This is a genomic window from Pseudomonas mendocina, from assembly GCA_037482215.1.
GTDB lineage: Bacteria > Pseudomonadota > Gammaproteobacteria > Pseudomonadales > Pseudomonadaceae > Aquipseudomonas > Aquipseudomonas mendocina_E.
The window spans coordinates 4,258,553-4,280,633 of the sequence record CP148074.1 but is presented as its reverse complement, the minus strand read 5'-3'; the positions used below and the strand labels follow the sequence as shown (position 1 = coordinate 4,280,633).

Here is a 22,081-nt window from a genome sequence, read left to right as displayed (position 1 = left end):
CGCCGCTGTCAGACAGCGGCGGGTTTCTTACGCAGAGTCAGGCTGAGGAACAGGATCGCCAGCACGCAGGCACCCAGCATCAGCTTAAAGCCGCCATCCCAACCGAAGTGATCCACCGTGTAGCCGACCAGTGCGCTGGCGGCGACCGAGCCACCCAAATAACCGAACAGTCCGGTAAAACCCGCTGCAGTGCCTGCGGCCTTCTTCGGCACCAGTTCCAGGGCCTGCAAGCCAATGAGCATGACCGGGCCGTAGATCAGAAATCCGATCATCACCAGCGCTGCCATGTCCACGCCCGGATTGCCAGCCGGATTGAGCCAGTAGATCAGTGTGCCGACGGTCACCAGCAACATAAACACCACGCCGGTAGCGCCGCGGTTGCCTTTGAACAGTTTGTCCGATAGCCAGCCACACAGCAGGGTGCCGGGAATACCCGCCCACTCGTAGAGGAAATAGGCCCAGGACGACTTATCCACCGTGAAACCCTTGGCCTCTTTCAAATACGTCGGTGCCCAGTCCAGTACGCCGTAGCGCAGCAGGTAGACAAATACGTTGGCAAAGGCGATGTACCACAGCAGCTTGTTGCGCAGTACATAGGTGACAAAGATCTCTTTGGCCGACAGCTCCTGCTCGTGTTGCTCGCTATAGCCTTCCGGATAATCATTCTTGTACTGCTCAACCGGCGGCAGGCCGCAGGATTGTGGCGTGTCGCGCATGGTCACATAGGCAAACAGGGCCACGGCAATGGCGACAAATGCAGGCAGGTAGAAGGCGGAGCGCCAGTCGGCAAACAGGAACAGCCCGAGCAGAAACAGCGGGCCGATCAGGCCGCCGCCGACGTTGTGCGCCACGTTCCACACGGACACCACGCCGCCGCGCTCTTTCTGCGACCACCAGTGCACCATAGTGCGTCCGCTTGGGGGCCAGCCCATGCCCTGTGCCCATCCGTTGATAAACAGCAGCACGAACATGATCGCCACGCTGGACGTAGCCCAATGGCTAAAGCCCATCAGCAGCATCACGCCTGCTGAAATCAGCAAACCAAAGGGCAGAAAGATCCGTGGATTGGAGCGGTCTGAAACCATGCCCATGATGAACTTGGACAAGCCGTAGGCGATGGCAATTGCTGACATGGCCAGGCCCAGCTGGCCGCGGGTGTAACCGTCCTCTTCAATTAGATAAGGCATGGCCAGCGAGAAATTTTTGCGCAGCAGGTAGTAACCGGCGTAGCCGATAAAAATGCCAGCGAAGATCTGCCAGCGCAGACGCCGGTAATGGCTGTCTACCTGTTCAGCCGGAATGGACGGCTGATGCGGCGCAGGGCGAAAGAAAGCAAACATGGACTAACTCCCTAGTCATTTTTGGTGCATCCAGTGCGGGGGCGGAACAGTACTGTTTTATCGGAGCGGGCAGTAGGGGCAGGGGTAAAAAAATCAGCCTGCGGGGCTGCAACAGAGAATGGGCTCTGGCTGTGAGCCAGAGCCCGCAATGTTAGCGAACGCTGATAACCAACTTGCCCACTGCCTTACGCTGGCCGAGGGTGTCGATGGCTTTGGCAGCCTCAGCTAGCGGGAAGGTCTGTGATACCAGCGGTTTGAGTTTGCCTTGCGCGTGCCAGGCGAACAGTTGCTGGAAGTTGGCGGCGTTGTCCTGCGGTTGGCGTTGGGCAAACGCGCCCCAGAATACGCCCACCAACGAGGCTCCCTTGAGCAGCGGCAAGTTGGCCGGCAGGGCTGGGATGCCGCCGCCAGCGGCAAAGCCGACCACAAGGAAGCGGCCGTTCCAGGCAATCGAACGGAAGGCTTCTTCAAACAAGTCGCCGCCGACGGGGTCGTAAATCACATCCACGCCCTTGCCGCCGGTGAGGCGTTTGATCTCGTCTTTCAGGCTGCTGTCTTTATAGTTGATCAGCTCATCGGCACCTGCGGCCTTGGCCACGGCCAGTTTCTCCGCGCTGCTGGCGGCTGCAATTACCTTGGCACCCAGAGCCTTGCCGATTTCCACCGCGGCCAGGCCCACGCCGCCAGAGGCGCCCAATACCAGCAGGGTTTCACCGGCTTGCAGGTTCGCGCGCTGTTTAAGGGCGTGCATCGAGGTGCCGTAGGTCATGCTGAAGGCTGCCGCAGTGGAAAAATCCATTGAGCCTGGCATGGGCAATACGTTGTAGGCGGGCACGGCAACTTGCTCGGCAAAACTGCCCCAGCCCGTCAGCGCCATGACACGGTCTCCGACTTTCAGGTGGCTGACTTTATCTCCCACAGCGCTGACAACACCGGCAGCTTCACCGCCCGGTGAGAACGGGAAGGGCGGTTTGAACTGGTATTTGCCTTCGATAATCAGGGTATCTGGGAAGTTGACGCCCGCAGCATGAACATCAATCAGCACTTCGTTGCCTTTGGCAACGGGGCTGGCGGTTTCTTCCACAACCAGCGTTTCGGCAGGGCCGAAGGCTTTGCACAGCACGGCTTTCATCGGGCGCTTCCTCCTTTATAGATGCATCCCAGTTTAGGTTCGACCAGAGGGAGGTCAACGAGCATGCCTGTTCCTGATGGTTGTGCATAAGTCCGGCTGTCGATGCTGGCCAGGCAGTGGCTATGCTAGGCTCTGCACGAAAAGTGCCTGCGCTCGATGATGCTTCGTTAAAAAACGGTTCGGAATGCTCATTTACCACTTGTAAACTCCGCTTCCTCACCGTTTTTTGCCTCGCCTGATCTTCGCTCGGAGACTTTTCGTACGGAGCCTAGGCTCTGCAACCAATGTGTCTGCCGTTTACATGCTGAGGAAATAGTCCGTGAAAGCCCTGATGATGTTGCTGTTGGCTCTGTCTCTGCCTGCGTTGGCTGCTGCTCAGGAGGACGATAAATCGGTTCCGAAAGTTTCCTATGTGACCATGGTGCCGGCGTTTGTCGGAAACTTCGGTAATGGTCCGCGCATGAAGTTCTACAAGGCGGATATCTCCCTTCGTGTTCCCAATGCTGAGGTCGAGGCGAAGGTGAAGCACCACGAGCCATTGATTCGCAACCAACTGGTGATGCTTTTCTCGCAGCAGACGGATGAAGCCATGTCTGCACCGGGCGCCCGTGAAGCATTACGCATGGAAGCATTGAAGCAGGTGCAGAGCGTACTGACTGAGGAAGAAGGTCTGCCGTTGGTTGAGGACCTGCTGTTCAACAACCTGATTGTTCAGTAAGGGCCGAGCAATCAGGCCATCTGTGCCAAGGTTCGGCGGAAGCGGGTGAGTGCGGCAATAAAGAACAGCGCCCCAACGCCTGCGATTGCCAGCAGTTGAGGCCACACAATCGACAGCCCTGCCCCGCGATAGAGTATCGCCTGCGCCAGCGCCACAAAGTGCGTGGTCGGCGCTGCCAGCATCAGGTGCTGCACCACTTCAGGCATGCTCTCCCGTGGTGTGGTGCCGCCAGAGAGAATCTGCAGGGGCAACAGCACCAGAATGATCAGCAGACCCAGCTGCGGCATAGACCGGGCCACCGTGCCGAAAAATATTCCCATTGAGGTGGTGGCAAACAGATGCAGCGCTGCGCCGAACAGGAACAGCGCGACTGAGCCTTCAATCGGCACATTCAGCCAGCCTTGCACCACCAGTGTCAGAGACAAAGCGGCTGCACTGAGTACGACAAGGCCCATTGACCAGACTTTGGCCAGCATGATCTCCAGCGGTGTAACGGGCATCACCAGCAGGTGCTCGACGGTGCCATGCTCGCGCTCGCGGATCAGTGCTGCGCCGGTGAGGATGATCGAGAGCATGGTGATCTGGTTGATCACCTCCATCACCGAGCCAAACCAGGCCCGCGTCAGGTTTGGGTTGAAGGCTACCCGCACGGCCAGTTCGGCTTGCTGGGGTAAGGTCGCCCGGTAACTGCGTACAAACTCGGCCACTTCATCGGCGGCAATGCTCTGGATATAACCGGCGCCGGTAAAGGCTGAACTAACCTGGGTGGCATCCACGTTCAGTTGCGCGGTGGGGGAGCGTCCGGCGAGCAAGTCGCGCTGAAAGTTGGGCGGAATATTCAGGGTAAAGGTGTATTGCCCTGCGTCCATGCCGCGATCCATTTCGTTCAGGTCGATGCGCTGCGGTGGGCGGAAATAGGGGGGCTGGAAAGCATGGATGATGCGTTCGGAAAGCTGCGAGCGATCCTCATCGACGACGGCCAGTGAGGCGTTATGCAGGCTTTCCGGCATGCTGCTGGCAGAGGAGTAAACCCCCATGCTGAACGACCAGATAATCAGCAACAGTAAGGCGTAATCCCGTTGCAGACTGCGCAGCTCTTTCAGGCCAAGATTGAAGATGTTGAGTAGTTTGCGCATCTCAGGCCTCCTGCTTTTTCAGCAGGCTGACACACACCGCCAGCAGTAACGGGATGGTCAGCAGCAGGGGGATAAAGTAGCCGTACAGGTCGGCCAGCCCTAGCGCCTTGGAGAACACGCCCCGGCTGATCACCAGAAAGTGAGAAGTGGGGTAAATCTGTCCGATCAGTGCGCCGAACCCTTCCAGTGTCGCCACTGGGTATATCAGGCCGGAAAACTGAATGGCAGGCAGCAGGGTGATGATCGCTGTGCCGAACACGGCGGCAATCTGGCTTGTGGTGAAGGTCGACATCAGCAGCCCCATGGCCGTGGCGCAGATGATGTAGAGCAGCCCCCCGATCAATAGGGTGAGAACGCTGCCTTTAAGCGGCACGTTGAAAACGGTTATGGCCAATATCACCAGCAGAACAAAGTTGATCATGCCCAGCCCGATATAAGGCAATTGCTTGCCCAGCAGGAACTCCAGTCGCGTCACCGGAGTGACGTACAGGTTGATGATGGAACCCAGTTCTTTTTCCCGTACTACGCCCAGGGCCGTGAGCATCGCCGGGATCAGCATCAACAGCATGGGAATGACTGCAGGCACCATGGCTTTCAGGCTTTCCACATCCGGGTTGTAGCGATAGCGCACTTCAATCCCGGCCGGGCTGGCTGCGCTGCCGGTTGTTGAGGTGCGGGCAAGTTCCTGCAGGTAGGTTGTATGAATGCCCTGCACGTAGCCTTTGATGGTTTCGGCACGGGTTGGCATGGCGCCATCAACCCATACGCCGATTTGCGGAACATCACCGCGTTTAAGGTCGCGGCCAAAGTTGGGTGGGATTTCCACTGCCAGGCTGATACTGCCGTCACGCAGGCGTCGGTCCAGCTCTTCGTAGCTGTGCAGCGGTGGCTGCTCGATGAAATAGCGTGAACCTGACAGAGACAGGGTGTAGGCCTGACTCGTAGTGGTCTGGTCACGGTCGAGGACAGCAAAACTCAGGTCTTCGACATCCATGCTGATGCCGTAACCGATGATAAACAGCAGCAGTACTGTGCCGAGCAAGGCCATGGTGCCGCGGATGGGGTCGCGGCGCAGCTCCAGGGATTCGCGCAGGGCGTAGCTGAACAGGCGGCGCAGGCTGAAGCGCTGGCGCAGGTTAGCGCTGTGGCTGCTCGCCTGCTGGGAGGCCGGTGGGCTTTCTTCTGGTTTTCCCGCCAGCCCGGCGGCCTCTTCCAAGTAGGCGATAAAGGTCGCCTCAAGGGTTGGCAGGCCGCGCTTGTTCATCAGGCCTTGCGGCGTGTCACTGTCCAGCACTTTGCCGGCGTGCATCAGGGAGATACGGTCGCAGCGCTGGGCTTCGTTCATAAAGTGGGTGGAGATGAAAATGGTCACGCCATCCTCGCGTGACAGGTCCAGCATCAACTGCCAGAACGTATCTCGCGCCACCGGATCAACCCCGGAGGTGGGCTCATCAAGGATCAGGATTTCCGGCTTGTGGATAACCGCCACTGCCAGCGACAGGCGCTGGCGAATGCCTAACGGCAGGCTGCCGGGAAGCATGTCCATGACATCCGCCAGATCAAAGCGGCGGGCCATTTCTTCGATGCGGGCCTCCAGCTCATTGCTGGGGACATGGAACAAGCGGGCATGCAAATCCAGGTTCTGCTGCACGCTCAGCTCGCCGTATAGGGAGAACGCCTGGGACATATAGCCAACCCGCTGGCGGGTGCTCATGTCATTCGGGTTAATGCTCTGGCCAAACAGAAAAGACTCGCCCTCGCTGGCCGACTGCAAGCCTGTGAGCATTTTCATGGTGGTGCTTTTACCGCAGCCGTTGGAGCCGAGGAAGCCGAAGATTTCGCCGCGCTCAATGCGGAAGTTAACGTGATCCACCGCGACAAAATCGCCGAAACGGCAGGTCAGGTCGCGGGCCTCAATGGCGATATCGCCGCTGCCTGCGTTCTGCCTGGGCAGAATCTCCAGGGCGCGGTGAGCGCGGCGTTTTTCTTCCGGCAACAGGGCGATGAAGGCAGACTCAAGGTCATTGCAACCGGTATTTTGCAGCAATTCCGTGGGGCTGCCTTCAGCGAGAATACGGCCGCTATCCATGGCCACCAAGTGGTCGAAGCGGGCGGCTTCATCCATATAGGCCGTGGCGACCAACACTCCCATCTGTGGGCGCTGCTGGCGGATACGTTGGATCAGGCGCCAGAACTGATCGCGGGAAAGAGGATCAACCCCGGTTGTGGGTTCATCCAAAATCAGCAGGTCAGGGTCGTGGATCAGTGCGCAGCACAGCCCCAGCTTCTGTTTCATGCCTCCAGAGAGTTTGCCTGCCGGGCGCTCACCGAAGGCGCTCATACCGGTGCTGCGCAGCAGGTCGGCAATGCGCTGGTTGCGCTCTTCGGCATCAAGACCGAACAGGCGGCCGAAGAAGTGCAGGTTCTCCAGCACCGACAGCGTCGGGTACAGATTTTTGCCCAAGCCTTGTGGCATGTACGCAATCTGCGGGCAAACCAGCCTGCGATGCCGACGGCTGCGCATATCACCGCCGAGGACTTCGATCTGGCCTGTCTGGATTTTGCGGGCACCGGCAATCAGGGCCAGCAGGCTGGATTTGCCTACACCATCCGGCCCGATCAGGCCGACCATGCGCTGTGCCGGAACCGTCAGGCTGATCTCAGCCAAGGCCTGGGTGTTGCCGTAGCGCAGAGAAACCTTGTCCAGCCGGGCTATCGGGGCTGGTGCTGTGGTCATTGCGGAACCTTGATCGACAGGTGCTCAGGCCATTCTTGTTCCGGGTCCAGCTTCAGGTAGGCCATACCCGGTACGCCGGTTTTGACGTAAGCCAGGTGACGTTGCAGCAGCTCCGGGTCGATGCGTGCTTTGACCCGGAACATGAGTTTTTCCCGCTCACTGGTCGTCTCCACGGTTTTGGGGGTGAACTGCGCCACACTGGCGACAAAGCTGACTTTGGCCGGAATGACGTAGTGCGGTGCGGCATCGATCACCAGACGTGCTTCGCTACCCAATGCAACTTGGCCAGCCACCCGTTCGGGTAGGAAGAAGGTCATGTAAACGTCGGACAGATCGACCAGATTGACCACCTTGCCACCAGCTCCGAGCACTTCACCGGGCTGGGCAATACGGTATTGCACCCGCCCGGCGCGAGGGGTTTTAAGCTCGCTGTCGTCGATATCCGCTTGCAGGCGTCCGACGATGGCTTTGGCTGCCTCAATGGCGGAGCTGGCTTCTTCAGCTTGGGCATGGGCCGCCGCGATACCGGCACTTGCAGAGGCCACTTGGGCGTGGGCTGCGGCCAGAGCCGCTTGAGCGCTTTGCAGCCGGGCCAGATCGTCATCCAGCGTTTGCTGCGGCAGCGCATTACGCTTAACCAGCGTGGCGCTGCGGCTGTGACGTTTCTGCGCGGCATTCAGCTCGGCCTGTCGCTGTTGCACGATAGCTTGTGCTGTGGCTTTTTCACTCTCGCGTAGTTGCACCTGAGCAGCGGCCGTACGTGCTGCACTTTCAGCTTGTCGTACTTGGGCCTGCGCTTGTTGTAGCTGGGCATTCAGGCTCTGGGTGTCCATACGGGCGACCCGTTGGCCTGGCTCCAGCATCTGGCCCTCTTCAACCTCAATGCTGGCGACTCTGCCGCCCAGCTTGCTTGCGATATCAACTTCTGTCGCTTCGATTCGCCCGTTACCGCTGGTAAATCCATCACCAAGCCCCGTAGGGCGCAGTTCGTACCAAAGGCCTGTTGCAGCGCCGATGACGAGGAGTAAGGCAATGCCTCTTAACACGAGATTGTTGGGTTTGCTCATGGGGCAGCTGGTTCCAGATCGTTTGGTTCAGTGTGCCACTTGGAAGCGAAACCCAAGCTGACATCAGTCAAACGATCGTACCAGAAGGCTCTAGCGCATGAGGAGAATGGCTTGCCACTGTTCTTCTGTCACAGGCATCACCGACAGGCGCGTCCCTTTCTGTACCAGTGGCAACTCAATCAGGGCCGTCTGAGCTTTAAGATGAGCCAGTGGAATAACACGCTTGAAGGCTTCTACAAAACACACATCAATGGCGCTCCAAGGATTTTTTTCGGCGCTGGCTTTGGCATCGAAGTAGTGACTGTCAGGCTGTAACGCGGTCGGGTCTGGGTAGTATTCCGAAATGATACGCCCGATACCGGCAATGCCCGGTTCCGGGCAGCTTGAGTGATAAAAGAAGAACTGGTCGCCAGGCTGCATGCTGCGTACGAAGTTGCGCGCCTGATAGTTGCGAACCCCGTCCCAGCGCGCTTGCTCAAGCCGTTGTAAATCGTGAATCGAAAGTTCGTCGGGTTCTGATTTCATTAGCCAATAAGGCATGAACTTTGCTCCTGTTCTAGAGTCATTATGGCGCGGTAAAAAGTGCTACCGCAGGGATCGACTTACAACTATGCGACGCGGGTTCACCGCGCTGAGCAACAGAGGGAAATCTGTAGTATGAAACGCAAGCCAGATCTGCTTTGGGTTCTAGTATTAGTGTTTGGCCTGGGGGTGGTAACAACGGGGTATACCGAAGGTCTTTGGAGTCAGCGTAGTGATACATCACCTGCTCAACTGCAGGTGTCGCAGTAAGCGCAGGCTGAGCGTTTGTGAGCAGGTACTGATACCGGTACCTGCTTAATACCAGCCCTTATCTGTCACGGTGCCCTGTAGCGGCACATCCCAACTGGCCATGCTCAAGCGGTCAACCTGCTGACATTTATGCGCCAGCCCCAGTAACACCGGTTTGTTCCAGCATTTGCGTCGGCTGCGATAGGCCAGGCTTCTGTCATAGAACCCACCTCCCATGCCCAGACGCCCACCATAGCAGTCGAAACCCACAAGCGGTAACAACACCAAATCCAGCGTCCAGACTTTGCGCTGTTGCGCGAGGTTGCGTGCCGGCTCGTGAATGCCAAAACGGTTCTTTACCATGTGTTCGCCAGGGCGAATGCGTTGAAAAACCATCTTAGTGCGCGGCCAGGGGCTGAGGACTGGAAGGTAAGTGGCTTTTCCGCGTTTTTGTGCGGCGCGCAGCAATGGGCGTGGATCAATCTCGCCATCGTTCGGCAGGTACAGGGCAATGTGGCGGGCGCGGTGAAAAAGAGGGTGATGGGCCAGTTGCCGGTACAGGTCTTGTGCGGCCTTACGTTGAGCCGCAGGGGGTAGTGCGCGGCGCGCGGCGCGTAGCTGGCGGCGTAACTGAGGGCGACTGAGCGAAGTGCTGTCGAACATCTTAAAAGAGGACTCCCCGACGTGCCGCTGTCGGTTTAGCCCTTGAACCCGAAAGTTCAAGGTGGAGGTTGCAGGAGGCGTTAAGGCTTTCCGTCAGGCGGACATGCACACCGGCCTCAACATACAACCCCCGGGTTTGTGCGTATCGGCTCAGGGACATCACCAACTGGCGCACACTACAGGGAGCGCTGTGGAGTATATCCCAAACCTAAGGTGTACAGGCGTCTTATTTATACATCGGGGTCGCGTTCCAGAGCCTTATCGACCCGGTCAATAAGGTCACGCACCTGCTCACGGTTGGCATCGGCCTGCTCATCGAGGTTTTGCTGTTTGTGCAGCAAATCGTGTGTGATATTCAGGGCAGCCATCACAGCAATGCGATCGGCGCCGATCACTTTTCCACTTGAGCGAATCTCACGCATCTTGCCGTCGAGGTAACGCGCAGCGCTTTGAAGATTGGCGCGTTCATCTTCCGGGCAAGCAATGCAATATTCTTTGTCCAGAATGCGGACAGTCAGGGTGTTTGGCTGAGTCATTAATCCTGCTCCAGTGCTTTAAGGCGCGAAATCATGGATTCGACCTTGTGCCGGGCCATTTCGTTCTTTTCAATGAGATGGGCGCGTTCTTCACGCCAGTTTTTTTCGCTCGCCAGAAGCAACCGGTTTTGTGCTTTGAGCTGCTCTACACGCTGGATCAGGAGCTCCAGTTTTTGCGTGAGGGCTTGCAGGTCAGCATCGTCCATGGGGCTCTTCTCGTGAAAGTTAAAGCGGACTAACGGTTGAAAATAGCGTCTTTCAATGGACTGTGACAGTGCAATGTTCAGCTTTACTGCCAGAATCCAGTAGATAGTTATCGTTTTGTTCGGGCCACCAGCTCTATATCAGGGGGTTCAGCCGTTCAGGCAAAAGGCTGCTGGATTTTATTGCGGTACAACCTGCATGAGCTGAAGGGATTATTCTGGGCCTCTGTCGGATGTGTTGCGGACTGAAACATGATGTGGCGGTGAGTACCCGTCGAACCTTCTGCTGGCACCGGTGAGCGCTTTAATGGTCTTGCCCTGTCTGCCGGTGCTAGGATACGAGGCCATCATTTTAGACATTGCGCTGCCTGGCGCCTAGCACCTATGCCCACTTCGAATTCTCCATATTCCGCTTTCGCCGCTCTGCTTTCCAATAGCGGTTACACCGTATCCCCTGCCGAGTTGCACGGCCTGTTATTGGGCCGCAGTTGCGCAGGTGCAACCTTTGATGCCGAGCCATGGTTGCTTGAAGCGACCGAGCTGCTGGGTTCCGAGCCTGAAGAGACTGTGCGTCAGGCACTGATTGGCCTGCAGGAAATGGTCAAAGGTGAACTGAACAGCACCGACGTTACCCTGGTTCTGCTGCTGCCCAATGATGATGCCCCATTGGCTGAGCGCACCACCGCACTTGGGCTCTGGTGTCAGGGCTTCCTTGCCGGTTTTGGCCTGACAGCCCGCGACAACGCGCTGAGCGCTGAAGCCATGGAAGTTCTTCAGGATCTCTCTGCGATTGCCCAGATTCAGGATGCGTTAGAGGAGTCTGATGACGGCGAGAATGACTATATGGAGGTAATGGAATACCTGCGTGTTGCTCCGCTGCTGCTGTTTAGCGAGTGCGGCAAATCCGCGCCTGTAGAAGCAAAACCGTCGTTGCATTGATCGATCGCCACTGGAAAAGGATAAGTCCAAGATGACCAGCATTCCAAAAGCCGAATATGCCCGTCGCCGTAAAGCGCTGATGGAGCAAATGGAACCTAACAGTATTGCCATTCTGCCGGCTGCGCCGGTGTATATCCGCAACCGCGATGTGGAGCACACCTATCGCCAGGACAGTGATTTTCAGTACCTGTCGGGCTTCCCGGAGCCGGAAGCGGTCATTGTTCTGGTGCCGGGCCGTGAGCACGGTGAGTACATCCTGTTCTGCCGTGAGCGTGACGCGCTGCGCGAGCTTTGGGACGGCTTGCGTGCCGGTCAGGAAGGCGCAATCAGCCAATATGGTGCAGATGATGCCTTCCCCATCAGCGATATCGACGACATTCTGCCGGGCCTGATTGAAGGACGCGAGCGGGTTTACTCATCCATGGGCACCAACCATGAGTTCGACCGCCAGTTGATGGAGTGGATCAACGTGATCCGTTCCAAGGCACGTCAAGGCGCTACGCCGCCGAACGAGTTCATCACCTTGGAGCACCTGCTACACGACATGCGTCTGTACAAGTCGGCAGCTGAGGTGAAAGTGATGAAGGCCGCGGCTGAGATTTCCGCCCGTGCCCACGTCCGCGCCATGCAAGCCAGCCGTGCAGGCCTTTACGAGTATCACCTTGAAGCCGAGCTGGACTACGAGTTCCGCAAAGGCGGGGCGAAAATGCCCGCTTACGGTTCCATCGTCGCTGCGGGCAAAAACGCCTGCATCCTGCATTACCGTGAGAATGACGCGCTGCTGAAAGACGGCGATCTGGTGCTGATTGACGCCGGTTGCGAGATCGACTGCTATGCCAGTGACATCACCCGCACCTTCCCTGTTAACGGCAAGTTCTCTCCAGAGCAAAAGGCCATCTACGAGCTGGTGCTGGCCTCGCAGGAAGCAGCGTTCAAGGAAATTGCACCGGGTAAACACTGGAACCAAGCCCACGAAGCCACCGTACGCGTGATCACCAGCGGGCTGGTTGAACTGGGGCTGCTCAAAGGCAACGTCGATGAGCTGATCGCAAGCGAAGCCTACCGAGACTTCTACATGCACCGTGCCGGTCATTGGCTGGGGCTGGACGTGCATGACGTAGGCGAATACAAAGTCGGCGGCGAATGGCGTGAGCTGGAAGTGGGCATGGCGATGACCGTTGAGCCGGGCATTTACATCGCAGCTGACAACCAGAATGTCGCGAAGAAGTGGCGCGGTATTGGCGTACGCATTGAGGACGATGTGATCGTCACCAAAAATGGCTGCGAAATCATTACCGGCGGCGTGCCGAAGACGGTCGCAGAGATCGAAGCGCTGATGGCTGCGGCGCGCAGCGAGGCGGCTTGACCTATGCAGCGCGTGGACATTGCGATTATCGGAGGGGGGCTGGTCGGTGCCAGTCTGGCGCTGGCTTTACAAGCTGAGGCTAAACAGCGTGGCTGGACGATCTGCCTGATCGAACCGTTCACCCCTGGCCAGGGCTATCAGCCCAGCTACGATGCGCGCTCCACAGCGCTGTCTTACGGTTCGCAGCAAATTTATCAACGCCTTGGTCTGTGGCAGGCCATCAGTCAGCGGGCTGAGCCCATTACCCAGATTCACGTATCCGACCGTGGCCGTTTTGCCGCAGCCCGCATGCACGCCGAAGATGAAGGCGTGCCAGCGTTAGGTTATGTGGTCGAAAACGCCTGGCTGGGCGAGTGCCTGTGGAAAGCGCTGGACCCCGATGTGGTGAGCTGGCACAGCCCGGCCCAAGTGACGCGTATGCAAGCGCTTGCTGACGGCTATCGGCTGACCCTGGAAAACGGTGCCGAGCTTGAGTGTACGCTGGCTATTTTGGCCGAAGGCGGCCGGTCCGGCCTGCGGGAGCAACTGGGGATTACCGTCAGTGTCTCGCCTTATGGCCAGAGTGCGCTGATTGCCAATATCACCCCGCAATTGCCCCATGAGGGACAGGCGTTTGAGCGCTTCACCGATGAAGGGCCAATGGCCATGTTGCCGGTCACGGACAACCGCTGTGCGTTGGTATGGACCCGTGTAACCGCAGAGGCCGAGCGTCTTCACGGGTTGGATGAGCGTTCATTCCTTGAGGAGTTGCAGCAGGCTTTCGGCTATCGGCTGGGCCAGCTGCGTCAGGTGGGGACTCGTCATCTGTACCCGTTGGCACTGACCTCTGCGATTGAGCAGGTGCGTCCGCATCTGGTGGTGCTGGGCAACGCAGCGCATAGCCTGCACCCGATTGCCGGGCAGGGCTATAACTTGTCCCTGCGCGACACGTGGGTACTGGCCGAAACCCTGCTCGACAGCGATGCGCCGCTGGGTGATCTGAACACGTTGCAGCGCTATGTCGACAGCCAGTTACTCGACCAGCAGCTGACCGTGGGCTTCTCCGACAAGGTCACCCGCCTGTTCAGCAGTGGTCAGCCGTTACTGGTGGCAGGGCGTAACCTCGGCTTGATTGGTCTTGATCTACTGCCACCGGCAAAACGCTGGTTTGCCCGCCAGGCCATGGGCCTTGGCGTTCGCGCGGAGTCCTGACAATGGCGGCCAATTTGGCGCGCAAAGCGCGCATATTGCGCTGGGTTATGAATTTCTATCCGCCGTATCTGGGGGCGGGTGTGTGGGTGCGGCACATCAGCGCGGACTTCCGTCATATCAAGGTGGAAATGCCGCTGCGCTGGTATAACCGCAATTATGTGCGTACCCACTTTGGCGGCAGCCTGTACTCCATGACCGATCCGTTCTACATGCTGATGGTGATGGAGAACCTCGGGCGTGACTACATTGTCTGGGACAAGGCCGCCAGCATTGATTTCGTCGCGCCGGGCAAGGGGCCGGTGTATGCCGATTTCAGCATCGACCAAGCCCTGCTGGATGAGATCCGCCAGCGCACGGCTAGTGGCGAAAAGTATTTGCCTGAGCTACAGGTGGATGTACGTGATGCTGCCGGTGAACTGGTGGCGCGGGTGCACAAAACCCTTTACGTGCGGCTTAAGCCGCAGGCTCGTCAGGTGGGATAAGGAAGGACTATGCAAGCTGATCTGATCATCGTCGGTGCTGGAATGGTAGGCAGCGCATTGGCGCTGGCCCTGCAAAACAAAGGATTGGACGTTCTGTTACTGGATGGCAGTTCACTTGAGGTGTCGCCTTTTCAGGGCGGTGGATTCGAGCCCCGTGTTAGTGCTCTGTCCATGGCCAGCCAGCGCATACTTGAGCGCCTTGGCGCCTGGCAGGGTATAGAAGCCCGGCGTGCATGCCCGTACAGCGAAATGCAGGTGTGGGATGGCTCCGGCACCGGGCAGATTCACTTCAGCGCCTCCAGCGTTCATGCCGACGCGTTGGGGCATATCGTTGAAAATCGGGTGGTGCAGGATGCACTTCTTGAGCGCCTGCATGAAAGCTCGATTGGTCTGTTGGCCAATTCCCGTCTTGAGCACTTGCGTCACTCCGGTGATGGCTGGCTGCTGACCTTGAATGATGGTCGCGAGCTGCGCACAAAACTGGTGATTGCGGCGGACGGTGCTAACTCGGCAGTACGGCGTCTGGCCGGGTGTGAAACCCGAGAGTGGGATTATCTGCACCATGCCATCGTCACCAGCGTGCGCTGTGACAAGCCGCATCAGGCTACAGCGTGGCAGCGTTTTACTGATCACGGCCCGTTGGCCTTCCTGCCGCTGCAAGGGGCTGCGGGGGAGCATTGGTGCTCGATTGTTTGGTCGGTCACGCCTGAAGAGTCGGAGCGCTTAATGGCGCTGGATGATTCGGCTTTCTGCGCTGAGCTGAGTGAAGCCTTCGAGTATCGCTTGGGCGATGTGCAGCACGCCGATGCACGGCTGTGCATTCCGCTGCGTCAACGCCATGCCAAACGTTACGTGGAGCCCGGATTAGCTTTGATCGGTGATGCTGCGCACACCATCCACCCGTTGGCCGGGCAGGGCGTTAATTTGGGCTTTCTTGATGTGGCGGTACTGGCTGAGGTACTTCTGCATGCCGCTGAGCGCGGTGAAGCGCTGAATGATGTGAAGGTGCTCAGTCGTTTCGAGCGTCGCCGCATGCCCCACAACCTGGCGATGATGGCGGCGATGGAGGGCTTCGAGCGCCTGTTCCAGTCTGATCAGCTGCCGTTGCGTTGGCTGCGTAACACCGGCCTCAAATGGGTCGATGAAATGCCCCAAGCCAAAGCCATGTTTGTGCGCCAGGCACTGGGCCTGTCGGGTGACTTGCCGGATCTGGCCCGCGCCTGAGGGTGATTACGCCTGGATAAAAAAAGCCCAGCGTTGTGCTGGGCTTAAGGGAGCAGGGATCGCCTGCTCGAATCGAATGTTTCGAATCAGCTCATGCCCAGCCAGTTTGGCAAGGCCAGCGAGATCGCCGGAATGTAGGTGATCACGATCAGGAAGCTGATCAGCAGCATCAGCCATGGCCAAGCTGCTTTGACTACGCTTGTCAGCGGCATCCCTGTCACCGCAGAGGTGACAAACAGGTTGAGCCCAACTGGCGGCGTAATCAGACCGATTTCCATGTTCACCACCATGATGATGCCCAGGTGGATCGGGTCGATGCCCAGTTGCATGGCAATCGGGAACAGGATCGGCGCCAGGATCAGGATGATCGCGGATGGCTCCATAAAGGCACCGGCGATCAGCAGCACGATGTTCACCACCAACAGGAACTGCCAGGGTTGCAGGCCCATATCCACCACCCAGGCAGTGATGGTTTGTGGGATCTGCTCAGTGGTCAGCACGTGGGCGAAGAGCATGGCGTTGGCGATGATGAACATCAGCATGATGCTCAGCTTGCCGGACTCCAGCAGCACCCGCGGGCAGTCGCTGATCTTCAGGTCTTTGTAGACGAACAGGGCGACAAATGCGGAGTACACCGCTGCTACGGCGGCGGCTTCGGTCGGGGTAAACATGCCGGTGTAGATACCGCCGAGGATGATCACCATCAGCAGCAAGCCCCATACTGCCTTACGTGCAGTGCTGAGGAACTCACGCAGGGTGGCGCGTGGCATGGCAGGCAGGTTCATTTTGCGCGCCACAATGTAGATCGCCACCATCAGCACCAGGCCCAGCAGCAGGCCTGGGATAACCCCCGCCATGAACAGTTTGCCGACGGATTGCTCAGTCGCTGCGGCATAGACCACCATCACGATTGACGGCGGAATCAGGATGCCCAGCGTACCGGCGTTACAGACAATACCGGCGCCGAATGCTTGTGGATAACCTGAACGCACCATCCCGGCAATGGCAATTGAGCCAACCGCCGCAACAGTCGCCGGTGACGAACCGGACAGTGCTGCGAACAGCATGCAGGCCAATACGGCAGAAATGGCCAGGCCGCCGCGGATGTGACCGACGCAGGCGTTAGCAAAGTCGATTAAGCGACGGGCCACGCCACCGGTGGTCATAAAGGCGCCGGAAAGCAGGAAGAACGGAATCGCCAGCAGGGTGTAGTGCTCGGATGTCTCAAACAGTTTGATCGCCAGCGAGCGAACCGAGTCCGGGCTGAACAGCATGATGGTCATGGAACCGGCCAGACCGAGCGAAACCGCAATCGGTACGCCGATGAACATCAGCAGGAAAAGCAGCAGGAAGAGGAACAGAATGGTCATTACTTGTGCTCCTCATGCTCATTCATTTTCAAGGCGTCGGCCGCTTCATCAGCCAAGCCCAAGCCGGTTTGCTGATTGCGCAGAATGCGCACAAGAATTTCGGCAAAGCGGATAAAAACCAGGGCAAACCCAAGCGGTACGATGGCGGTGATATGCCACTGCATGATGCCAAAGTGACCCAGGTCTTCTGCGCCAATGGCGGCGGTAAAGAGGGTTTTCACCCAGTCATAACTGGCCACGCTGAGCAGGCCTGCGTAGCCCAGGCAGGCGAGGCAGGCGATGATGCCGATGACGCGTTGAACCGGCTTGCTGGCCAGCTTCACCAGAGCGTCGACACCAATGTGACCCGCGGTGCGTACGCCATAAGCCAAACCAAAGAAAATCAGCCAAGCGAACAGCGCTTTGGTCAGCGCCACACTCCACGTCATGGATTGAGCCATGTCGAGGATGAAGTCACCGATATTCAAGAAGAAATCGCTGGTGCTCTCCCAGCGGTCAGCCAGGTTGTAGAACAGCGTGTAGAGGTTGTTAAGGATTACGTAGACGAACGTAACCAATGTCATGGCAGCTAGCAGGAAGGCGATAAAACCTTCCTCGAAGTGGTCCCAGACGCGCCGTAAGGCATTCATCGTGTGAGTCTCCGGTGAGTGTGCAGTCCATCCAGACCCGAAGGTCTGGATGTTCAGTAACGCTGGGTGTTTCGTTACTGCTGGTTGGCAGCGTCGGCTGCTTTGATCAGGTCTGCGCCGATCTCGCCTTCAAACTTCTTCCAAACAGGCTTCATTGCGTCGCGCCATGCGTTGCGCTGTTCTGGAGTCAGGGTGATGATCTCGGTGGTTTTGGCGTCCAGAATGCGCTGTTTGTCGCCCTGGTTCAGGTCATCTGCCTGCTTGTTCACCTCTGCGGTGACTTCTACGATGATCTTGTCCAGCTCGCTGCGAACGTCTGCTGGCAGGCCTTCCCAGAATTTGGTGTTGGTGATCAGCATGTAGTCCAGCAGGCCGTGGTTGGTCTCGGTGATGTACTTCTGAACCTCATGCATCTTCTGGCTGTAGATGTTGGAGTACGGGTTTTCCGCACCGTTAACTACGCCAGTCTGCAGACCCTGATAAACCTCGGCGAAGCTCATCTTACGTGGGTTGGCGCGAACGGCTTTGAATTGCTCTTCCAGAACAGCAGAGGCCTGTACGCGGAATTTCTGACCGCGGATGTCTTTAGGCTCGCGGATCGCTTTGTTAGCGGACAGCTGCTTCAAGCCGTTGTGCCAGTAAGCCAGACCGGTGATGTTCTTGGATTCCATGGACTTCAGCAGTGCCTGACCTTCCGGGCTCAGCTGGAAGCGGTCAACAGCGGCCATGTCGTTAAACAGGAACGGCAGGTCGAAGATCTGGATTTGCTTGGTGTAGTGCTCAAACTTGGCCAGCGACGGAGCGATCAGTTGGACGTCGCCCAGCAGCAGCGCTTCCATTTCTTTACCGTCGCCAAACAACGAGGAGTTCGGGTACACCTCGACTTTGACCTTACCCGGCAGGCGCTCTTCAGCCAGCTTCTTGAACAGCAGGGCACCCTGGCCTTTCGGCGTGTGCTCAGCAACTACGTGGGAGAACTTGATGGTAATGGGCTCAGCAGCTTGTGCCATGCCCGCAACGAGCAATGACAGTGCGCATGTGAATGCTTTGGCAGTCAGTTTAAACATGGGGTGGTACCTCTTGTTTTTGTGTAGTTGAGCGTCAGTACTGCGCTGTGGATAAAGCAGCTTCAGACAGGGCTGGCCCCACTACATTGACGGTTAACCGGCAGAAGGCCTCTAGTCAGCATAGTGCGACCTAGAGCACTAGACAGAGCAACCGGCATGCCAGCCAGTGCGCTTAAGGCGTTTGGGCGGGATATACGATGGAACGCCCGTCCGTATTGAGGTCTATGGGACGGGCGTAAAAGGACTTACGTTTTAAGTGGCGAGATATCGCCTTTTATTCGCCTATGTGTGGCGGATTTCCGCCTTGGTCCGAGAAGTTGAGCCCGTGTTTGCGGAGTTTGTCATGCAGGGTTTTGCGGGGCAAACCAAGGGCTTCTGCCAGGCTTCTTAGTGAGCTGTGGTTACGGCTCATTTCTGCGCTGATCAGGCTGCGCTCAAAGGCCTCAACCTGGGCGTTGAGGCCACCGGGGTTCTCCTCAATCGGAGCATTGCTTTCGCTGCCTAGCTCAAACCCAAGCCCCAAGGCAAAACGCTCGGCCGCGTTCTGCAGTTCGCGAACGTTGCCAGGCCAGTTATGGCGCAGCAGAGCCGCGCGTTGGCTGGGCGTGAGGTGGCGTTCGGGCAAGCCATGGCGTGTGCTGACTGCTTCAGTGAAGTGCTGGAACAGTAGCAGAGCATCTTCGTTGCGCTCGCGTAAGGGGGGAATGCGCAGTGAGGCGACGTTAAGGCGGTAATACAGGTCCGCGCGGAAGCGGTTTTGGTCTGCGGCCTGGCGCAGATCCTCCTTGGTAGCGGCAATTACCCGGATATCCAGTGGAATCAGTTGGTTGCCGCCAAGTCGCTCAACCACACGCTCTTGCAGCAGGCGCAGGAGCTTGACCTGCACCTCAAGGCTCATGCTTTCGATTTCGTCGAGGAACAAGGTGCCGCCGTTGGCAAACTCAAATTTTCCGATACGGCGTTTTTGAGCGCCGGTAAAAGCGCCTTGCTCATGGCCGAACAGTTCGCTTTCAACCACCGATTCGGCCAGGGCCCCGGCATTGATGGCGACAAAAGGGCCATTACGGCGGCTGGACATATCATGCAGAGCGCGTGCGACGACCTCTTTGCCTGCCCCGGTTTCACCCAAAATCAAAACGTCACTGTTGATCGCCGCCAGTGCGCCAATCTGTTCGCGCAAACGCTGCATCGGTTGTGACTGGCCAACCAGCCGGGCACTCAGGGCTTGTTTGTCAGCCAACGCCAAGCGCAGGCTGCGGTTATCCAATACTAAACGGCGCAGATTAAGGGCGCGGCGCACGCTGTCGATCAGCTCTTCGCTGGCGAACGGTTTCTCCAGAAAGTCGTGGGCGCCTGCACGCATGGCTTGCACGGCCAGAGGCACGTCGCCATGGCCGGTGATCAGCAGTACCGGCAGTTCGGCATCTAGCTCCTGTAGCTGTTGCAGCAGTTGCAGGCCGTCAATGCCAGGCATGCGGATGTCACTGATGACGACACCGGGCCAGTCACGCTCAATGCGTGCAGCAGCCCCTCGGGCATCCGCCAGCGTGGTGACGTTAAAGCCCGCCAAGTCCAGGGTTTGTCCGACCGCCTGGCGTAGGTGAGGATCATCATCAATCAGCAGTACCTGAGTGCGGGCATCAATCATGCTCATACAACAAAATCCTCTGACGACTGGGGTTTAATGCCTTGTTCGCCTGCTTGCAGGCGCAGGGTCAGCTGGGCGCCACCGCTGGGGTGATTGGCGATCAGCAACTCGCCTCCCAGTGCGCGCATCAGGGTGTCGCAAATGGCCAAGCCTAGGCCCAGTCCCTGCGCGCTGGTTTTGGTGGTGAAGAAGGGTTCGCGGGCACGCTGGATGGCTTCCTCGCTGAATCCAGGGCCGTTGTCTCGCAGAATGAGGTCTACGCCGGTCTCTGTGATTTCGGCGCTGATCATTAGGCGGCGTGGTGGCGGTACTTCGCTGAGCGCGTCCAGCGCGTTGGCCAGCAGGTTGCCCAGCACCTGACGCAAACGGGTTTCCCCAGCTTGAACCCATAACGTGGCCTCAGGCAGGTCGCGCACGAGTTCCACGTCCATGGCGCGGCGGCGTTTGGCTAGCAGGGCGAGGGCATCGTCGATGGCTGGTTGCAGGGCCATGGTTTCCGGTGCGTGGCGGTCGCGGCGGGCAAAGGCGCGCAAATGGGCGGTGATGGAGGCCATTCGTTCGGTGAGTTTGCTGATCAGTTTGAGGTTGGCGCGGGCGTCATCGGTTCGCCCGTGATCCAGCAGTACGCCGCTGTTGTCGGCATAGCTGCGGATGGCCGCCAATGGCTGATTGAGTTCGTGGCTGATACTGGCACTCATGGTGCCCAAGGCTGACAGTTTGCTCGCCTGCACCAGCTCGTCTTGAGCGCGAACCAGTTCCTGTTGAGCTTGTTCGCGCTCCAGAACTTCTTGTTTCAAGCGACTGTTCAGGCGTTCCAAATCCTCGGTGCGCTCCAGTACACGCTTCTCCAGTTCGGCGCGGGCCTTACTGGCCAGGGCGATACGTTCCAGATAATGGCGGCGGCGCTGCATCAGCAGTCCCAGCAGCAGCATGAGCAGCAGCAATACGCCGCCGCCAGCCACCAGCACGGTATGCACCGGGCGGTCGAGCAGGGCGCGTGGGGTGAGGATGCTAACGGTCCAGCCGGTTTCTTTAAGGTCGTGATCAAGCCGGATCCAGTGCTCGGGGTTGAGAGTGAGCATGGGTGGGTTCTGTGTGGGGTAGGGCCGGTTGGCTGAAATGGCGGCCCGCTCACTGAGATCGAGGGTGCGTGTGGCGGTAAACCGCCATGGGCTGTGCGAGGTAAGAATCACCACGCCGTGGGCATCGGTAACCAGCAATTGTTCGGGGGTTTTACCCCACAGTGTTTCAGTCTTGTTGAAGTCGACTTTGATGACCAATGCCCCGAGGTTTTGATCACCCTCTCTTACTGCTGAGGCGAAGTAGTAACCACGACGTCCCGAGGTGGTGCCCAGGCCGAAGAAGCGCCCAGGGCGACCTTCTATGGCTTCGCGGAAGTAGGGGCGGAATGCAAAGTTGCGGTCAACAAAGGAGTCTTCACGTTGCCAGTTTGACGCGGCCAGCGTGTTGCCTTCGGGGTCCATCAGGTAAATCACATCGGCACCGACTTGATCGCGCAATTGGTCCAGCAGTCGGTTGGCCTTGTTACGCAGCTCAGGGTCATCTGGGTTTAGCAGAGCTTGGCGCACTACAGGCAGATCACCCAGGATCGGAGGCAGTACATCATATCGGCGCAAGGTGCCGAGCAGGTTGGCGACATATAGGTCGAGTGTCTGGGTGTTCTGCTCAAGCAGGACATTGCGGTAATAGCGCTCAGCCAACTGATGCAATGGGATCAGCAGTGGCGATAGCAGCAGAAACAGGATGACCAGGCTGCGCCAGCGGGGGCGGTGAGGTGGCCGGTTGTGGGACATGTTTTCTCTCAATAAGCACGTACTGGGTAACTGCCATGCAATATGCGG

The 22,081-nt window shown here is 58.2% G+C and carries 20 protein-coding genes and 1 other RNA gene; 6 read left to right on the top strand and 15 right to left on the bottom strand.

Annotation, left to right across the window (positions count from 1 at the left end):
- Window positions 1–8 precede the first annotated feature (8 nt).
- On the bottom strand, window positions 9–1,340 hold the full coding sequence (glpT, locus tag WG219_19815) for a glycerol-3-phosphate transporter (protein WXL25516.1): 1,332 nt from the start codon (window positions 1,338–1,340) through the stop codon (window positions 9–11).
- 151 nt (window positions 1,341–1,491) lie between these two features.
- The gene (locus WG219_19810; GenBank protein WXL25515.1) at window positions 1,492–2,472 is read right to left on the bottom strand and encodes an NADPH:quinone oxidoreductase family protein; all 981 of its coding nucleotides are present in this window, start codon (window positions 2,470–2,472) and stop codon (window positions 1,492–1,494) included.
- Between the two features lie 319 nt (window positions 2,473–2,791).
- On the opposite strand from WG219_19810, the gene WG219_19805 reads away from it, so the two are divergent.
- Window positions 2,792–3,190 carry a flagellar basal body-associated FliL family protein gene (locus WG219_19805; protein ID WXL25514.1) on the top strand — a complete coding sequence of 133 codons (399 nt, stop codon included), beginning with the start codon at window positions 2,792–2,794 and terminating at the stop codon, window positions 3,188–3,190.
- An 11-nt stretch (window positions 3,191–3,201) separates the two neighbouring features.
- Here WG219_19805 and WG219_19800 read toward each other — a convergent pair whose 3' ends face one another.
- The 8 genes from WG219_19800 to WG219_19765 all read right to left on the bottom strand — a co-directional run bounded on the left by WG219_19800 (window position 3,202) and on the right by WG219_19765 (window position 10,306).
- The gene (locus WG219_19800) at window positions 3,202–4,326 is read right to left on the bottom strand and encodes an ABC transporter permease (GenBank protein WXL25513.1); all 1,125 of its coding nucleotides are present in this window, start codon (window positions 4,324–4,326) and stop codon (window positions 3,202–3,204) included.
- 1 nt (window position 4,327) lies between these two features.
- Window positions 4,328–7,063, bottom strand: a complete 2,736-nt coding sequence (gene rbbA, locus WG219_19795; protein WXL25512.1) for a ribosome-associated ATPase/putative transporter RbbA — start codon at window positions 7,061–7,063, stop codon at window positions 4,328–4,330.
- Entirely contained in the window at window positions 7,060–8,130 is a 1,071-nt protein-coding gene (locus WG219_19790) for an HlyD family efflux transporter periplasmic adaptor subunit (protein ID WXL25511.1), read from the bottom strand. The genes rbbA and WG219_19790 overlap by 4 nt, the downstream gene beginning before the upstream one ends.
- 90 nt (window positions 8,131–8,220) lie before the next feature.
- Window positions 8,221–8,670 (bottom strand): EVE domain-containing protein, encoded by a 450-nt coding sequence (locus WG219_19785; protein ID WXL25510.1) that lies wholly within the window; start codon window positions 8,668–8,670, stop codon window positions 8,221–8,223.
- Window positions 8,671–8,967: 297 nt separating this feature from the next.
- Entirely contained in the window at window positions 8,968–9,564 is a 597-nt protein-coding gene (locus tag WG219_19780) for a 5-formyltetrahydrofolate cyclo-ligase (protein WXL25509.1), read from the bottom strand.
- Window positions 9,565–9,573: 9 nt separating this feature from the next.
- A non-coding RNA gene (gene ssrS / locus WG219_19775) (6S RNA) lies at window positions 9,574–9,752 on the bottom strand.
- 42 nt (window positions 9,753–9,794) lie between these two features.
- Window positions 9,795–10,100 (bottom strand): cell division protein ZapA, encoded by a 306-nt coding sequence (locus WG219_19770; GenBank protein ID WXL25508.1) that lies wholly within the window; start codon window positions 10,098–10,100, stop codon window positions 9,795–9,797.
- Window positions 10,100–10,306, bottom strand: coding sequence for a TIGR02449 family protein (locus tag WG219_19765; GenBank protein ID WXL25507.1), 207 nt, complete (start codon window positions 10,304–10,306; stop codon window positions 10,100–10,102). Before WG219_19765 ends, WG219_19770 begins: the two co-directional genes overlap by 1 nt.
- 381 nt (window positions 10,307–10,687) lie before the next feature.
- Between WG219_19765 and WG219_19760 the strand changes: the two genes are divergently transcribed.
- Genes WG219_19760 through WG219_19740 form a run of 5 tightly spaced genes read left to right on the top strand, consistent with a single transcriptional unit; the run spans window position 10,688 to window position 15,505 of the window.
- Window positions 10,688–11,242 (top strand): YecA family protein, encoded by a 555-nt coding sequence (locus WG219_19760; protein ID WXL25506.1) that lies wholly within the window; start codon window positions 10,688–10,690, stop codon window positions 11,240–11,242.
- A 31-nt stretch (window positions 11,243–11,273) separates the two neighbouring features.
- On the top strand, window positions 11,274–12,608 hold the full coding sequence (gene pepP, locus WG219_19755) for a Xaa-Pro aminopeptidase (protein ID WXL25505.1): 1,335 nt from the start codon (window positions 11,274–11,276) through the stop codon (window positions 12,606–12,608).
- 3 nt (window positions 12,609–12,611) lie between these two features.
- Window positions 12,612–13,799 carry a 2-octaprenyl-6-methoxyphenyl hydroxylase gene (gene ubiH, locus WG219_19750; protein WXL25504.1) on the top strand — a complete coding sequence of 396 codons (1,188 nt, stop codon included), beginning with the start codon at window positions 12,612–12,614 and terminating at the stop codon, window positions 13,797–13,799.
- A gap of 2 nt (window positions 13,800–13,801) precedes the next feature.
- Window positions 13,802–14,281, top strand: a complete 480-nt coding sequence (locus WG219_19745) for a DUF4442 domain-containing protein (protein WXL25503.1) — start codon at window positions 13,802–13,804, stop codon at window positions 14,279–14,281.
- 9 nt (window positions 14,282–14,290) lie between these two features.
- On the top strand, window positions 14,291–15,505 hold the full coding sequence (locus tag WG219_19740; GenBank protein ID WXL25502.1) for a 2-octaprenyl-3-methyl-6-methoxy-1,4-benzoquinol hydroxylase: 1,215 nt from the start codon (window positions 14,291–14,293) through the stop codon (window positions 15,503–15,505).
- 86 nt (window positions 15,506–15,591) lie between these two features.
- Here WG219_19740 and dctM read toward each other — a convergent pair whose 3' ends face one another.
- The 5 genes from dctM to WG219_19715 all read right to left on the bottom strand — a co-directional run bounded on the left by dctM (window position 15,592) and on the right by WG219_19715 (window position 22,033).
- Window positions 15,592–16,875, bottom strand: coding sequence for a C4-dicarboxylate TRAP transporter large permease protein DctM (gene dctM, locus WG219_19735; protein WXL25501.1), 1,284 nt, complete (start codon window positions 16,873–16,875; stop codon window positions 15,592–15,594).
- Complete coding sequence (locus WG219_19730; protein WXL25500.1) at window positions 16,875–17,504, bottom strand: TRAP transporter small permease; 630 nt, start codon at window positions 17,502–17,504, stop codon at window positions 16,875–16,877. Before WG219_19730 ends, dctM begins: the two co-directional genes overlap by 1 nt.
- Before the next feature lie 74 nt (window positions 17,505–17,578).
- Window positions 17,579–18,571, bottom strand: a complete 993-nt coding sequence (dctP, locus tag WG219_19725) for a C4-dicarboxylate TRAP substrate-binding protein DctP (protein ID WXL25499.1) — start codon at window positions 18,569–18,571, stop codon at window positions 17,579–17,581.
- A 274-nt stretch (window positions 18,572–18,845) separates the two neighbouring features.
- Entirely contained in the window at window positions 18,846–20,225 is a 1,380-nt protein-coding gene (locus WG219_19720; protein WXL25498.1) for a sigma-54 dependent transcriptional regulator, read from the bottom strand.
- Entirely contained in the window at window positions 20,222–22,033 is a 1,812-nt protein-coding gene (locus WG219_19715) for an ATP-binding protein (protein WXL25497.1), read from the bottom strand. The genes WG219_19720 and WG219_19715 overlap by 4 nt, the downstream gene beginning before the upstream one ends.
- Between the last annotated feature and the right edge of the window lie 48 nt (window positions 22,034–22,081).